The organism is Arthrobacter sp. UYEF21, from assembly GCF_040546085.1.
GTDB lineage: Bacteria > Actinomycetota > Actinomycetes > Actinomycetales > Micrococcaceae > Arthrobacter.
The window spans coordinates 1-2754 of record NZ_JBEPNF010000042.1; the positions used below are offsets into that span (position 1 = coordinate 1).

Sequence of the window (2754 nt, forward strand, 5' to 3'; positions counted from 1 at the left end):
TGACTGTGGTAAGCCATATTTTCCCCCAAAAGACGGGCATTTCGTGTTTAAAACGCCGGACCCGATCCCAACCTCATCGGTGGATCAAGGCTAAGACAGGACGGCTTCCCCTCCATCGCGTCCATAAGCGCAAAGGTCTGTTTATGCCGCCATGGTGGCAAACATCAGGGCCATGACAGCAGCGCCCAGGGCTTCGTGCCCGTGTTCGGCGCGGAAGGAGTGTCTTGGCGCCGCATGGTCGCGGGCAGCGGGTTTTGCTACCCTGCCACGCAGCAGAAGGATAAGGAACACCACTGCCGCGGCTGCGAAGAATACCGTCAGTGGCATGGCCAGGTCAGATGCTTGAACTAACCCCGGTGGGGCCGTGCTTGGGGCTGCCGGTGCTCCTGAGTGGTGGGCGTGCGAGGATGACGCTGCCGGAGCAATTTCGTGCCCGATGGTGGCGGCATGACCCATCATCCCAATCATGAGAGCCGCGCCGGCCATGGTGAGGCTGTGATAAACGCATTTCAGCCGGCCTTGGCTGCCGGCACAGAGTATTTTGAACGCCGGCCGGGCGACCGCCTGAATCACAAACCACATTGAAGCGCCGGCAAGAACTGCGATCTGGGCCAGCATGGTTGACGGCACAAGGTTCCACAGCATGGCAGCCATCAGGACGTTCATGAGGGCATGGAGGCTTTTATTGGCCTGGTCCGTGAGATGGCGGGACCTCGCCGCCTGAAGAAGGTAACGGCATGCTCCAAGCAGCAAGACAGCCGTGAGAGTCCAGGTAACTGCGGGGACATTAAACACGCGAATCACGCTCTACTTCGATGTGGGTCAAGTGGATCGGCCCCGGTGCGACTGTCAACAGCACCGGGGCCCGCGTTCTGGGAATGCTCGAACTCCAACTCCAGGTCTGGAGGCGTAGATGCCGGGTTTTTAGGTGAGGTCCAGGACCTCGTCCCGGTCATGGGCGTAGTGATCTGAAGAGGGAGCAGCAGCTGCCTTGGTTTTTGCCCGTTTCGTCTCATGCTGCGAATACAGCCAGATGGGTATGTAGATTCCCAGCACGCCAAACGCCACCCAGGTGGGAGCCCAACCGATTTCCAGACCGTTGAGGTACACGACGCCGATAACACACAACGGCACATTGAATAGGCCAAAGACCAGGCCAACATGCCTCCAACGTTTGGGCGCCTTGAAGGGCCTCTCCACATCGGCAAAGGCCGGGTCATTCTTAGATTTGACATAAGAAAACAGGGTCAGACCATGGGCTATGGTGTAGCCAATCGCCGACGCACCAAGGACCGCCGAGGCGTCTCCCATGGAAATCAGCGCAAAGTTAAAGGCAGCGATGATCAGCAAGGCAACAAACGGAGTTCCGTGACTGTTAGTGTGACCACAGAATTTAGGAAGGTTGCCTTCTATCGCCATGGAGTGCATTGCGCGGGAAGAACCCAGATAAGCCGTTTGAATGATCAGGACCATAGCGGCCATCAACAAGATGATGGTGATCATGGAACCGGCTTGGCCGAAAACAGCCTCGGCGACTGGAATCAACGGCGACACGGGTTCTGCCAATACACCCTCAACACCCAGAACGCCTATCACTGAAGATTGCAGCATGACAAACAAGAACAAGCAGATGATGCCGCAGGCAAACAGAGCCTTAGGGGCATCTTTGGACGGGTTTTTGTACTCAGGTCCGTACATGGCTGCCGTTTCCCAGGCACAGGCACTCCAATGCGCAATTCCAAAGACGCCAAATAGAATCAGGATATGATGCAGGTCCCAAGCCCAGTCACTCGGCCACCAACTGCCGGTGATATTGGATAGATCGACGTGTCCGGTAGCAAAAGGGGCCACGGCCAAGATAACCAGCGGTATCAGAGATATAGCCGCCAGAACATAACCCAGAATGGCGCCTTCCTTCAGGCCGAACCAATTGACCACGAACAATGCCGAGAAAATAACACCACCGGCCATCAACGACAGTTGATACTCAGTGAACGTTTCACCCAGAACCGGAAAAAGCCCATGGAGGTAACCGCCGACCAAAATGGAAAAGATCGCCAGGATCGGGTTCCAGCCAAACCAATAGCTCCAAGCGGTGAAACCACCGAGCAGCTTGCCCTTGTCGTACTTGCCTTTGTAGTTCTCAGTGCGGAAGACGTGCTGCGCAAACCCCGGCACACCAGAAACCTTGGGAAAGGTGGTGGCCATTTCAGCGTACGCGGTGTTCTGCATGAAACCCTGAAGGACCGATAATCCCCAGATCAAAATAGCTGCACCAGACACATACATCGGGAGATACCCCAACGACGGCAGAATCAGCAAGGGCACCCCCAATGCAATTGCCATACCCTGTTTCCAGTCGATCGACCTTTTCAGGTGATCGACATCATCCAAACGTTTTTCACTCATAACATCTCCTTTGATGGATTGAACGTCGTGTGATCTTTACTGCCTGAACGCCTCTGGCGGCCGGCGAGTATGGGACGGACCCTGATGCGCGAACGTCAAAGCACGTTGGAAGGTCCGAGAGGATTCGCCCTAGTGGCGAGGCGAGTCCGCGGGAGCGCCGTGACGAATCACCGCGCTCCCGCGGACTCAGTTATGGACTGTTAGTCGGTGGTGCAGCACTGTCCGTTGGTTGTTTCTTCCCGGTTTTCGTTGGTGGGGAGGTTGAGGGTGGGGTTTTGGTCGAAGAAGCCGTGGGGTTCGAGCATGAAGCCGATGTTTTGGCGGGGCATGATGGGCCAGTCTTCG

The 2754-nt window shown here is 56.2% G+C and carries 3 protein-coding genes; all 3 read right to left on the minus strand.

Annotated features, from left to right (window positions below; translation table 11 throughout):
• Nucleotides 1–141: 141 nt before the first annotated feature.
• Nucleotides 142–804, minus strand: coding sequence for a DUF5134 domain-containing protein (locus ABIB27_RS19200; RefSeq protein ID WP_354254692.1), 663 nt, complete (start codon nt 802–804; stop codon nt 142–144).
• Between the two features lie 120 nt (nt 805–924).
• On the minus strand, nt 925–2409 hold the full coding sequence (locus tag ABIB27_RS19205; protein WP_354218028.1) for an APC family permease: 1485 nt from the start codon (nt 2407–2409) through the stop codon (nt 925–927).
• 200 nt (nt 2410–2609) lie between these two features.
• Nucleotides 2610–2741: a hypothetical protein gene (locus ABIB27_RS19210; RefSeq protein WP_354218029.1), complete on the minus strand. Its 132-nt coding sequence runs from the start codon at nt 2739–2741 to the stop codon at nt 2610–2612.
• Nucleotides 2742–2754: the final 13 nt, after the last annotated feature.